We start from the raw sequence: 926 nt of genomic DNA, 5'->3' as shown, positions 1-926 counted from the left end.
ATTCATGGTCGGCGCCGTGAAATGGGCTTGGGTGCCTTGCGAGATGTTTCTTTAAAACAAGCCCGTGAATTGGCAACTAGGTGGCGGGCTGTTTTACGTGAGGGGCGTGACCCTATTAAAGAACGCAACAAACAAAAGCGTGAGGCAATGCGCAATCTCCATTATTTAAAAGATATTGCTCTAGATGCTTTTGAAAGCCGTAAAGCTGAATTAAAGAATGATGGTGAGTCTTGTAATTGGTTTTTACACTTACGCCTCCATATTCTCCCTAAATTAGGCTGTCTGCCCGTTTCAGAGATTACGCAAACAGAGATACGCGATACCCTTGCCCCTATTTGGCATACAAAAGCTGGAACTGCTCGAACAGCACTAATGCGTCTTAATCTTTGTCTCAAACATGCGGCTGCATTAGGGTTAGATGTTGATTTACAAGCAGTAGAAAAAGCACGCGCTCTCTTAGGCAAACAACGTCATAAAAAACAAAGCTTACCAGCCATGGATTGGAGAGATGTGCCGGCTTTTTACCAATTTCTCTGCAAAACAACAACTATAAAACATTTAGCTTTGCGTCTGCTTATCCTTACAGGGGTTCGTAGCAATCCTTTGCGTCATATTCGTGAAGATCAGATTGAAGATGATATCTGGACAATCCCTGCTGAAAATATGAAAGGCAAGCGTGATGCCACAACAGAGTTTCGCGTGCCCCTATCATCTGAAGCAATAAAACTAATTGAACAAGCCCGCTGTATCTCTAAAAGTGATTTCATCTTTTCACTTACCGGTCGTGGTCCTCTTTCACATACGATGATGGCGGCGTATATGAGAAAAAATAAAATTGAAGCTTGCCCGCATGGATTTCGCTCTAGTTTACGTGATTGGCTCGCTGAGACAACCGATGCTCCCTATGAGGTCGCTGAAACCATTCT

1 protein-coding gene is annotated in these 926 nt (G+C 43.5%); it reads left to right on the top strand.

Going from position 1 to position 926, the window contains the following annotated elements; genetic code table 11:
• On the top strand, positions 1-926 hold a 926-nt coding region (locus tag ACFINR_RS09470), incomplete at both ends, for a tyrosine-type recombinase/integrase (protein ID WP_375654242.1).

The organism is Bartonella sp. AP19HLJMH, assembly GCF_042196245.1.
Lineage (GTDB): Bacteria > Pseudomonadota > Alphaproteobacteria > Rhizobiales > Rhizobiaceae > Bartonella.
This window is presented reverse-complemented; position numbering and strand designations above follow the sequence as displayed.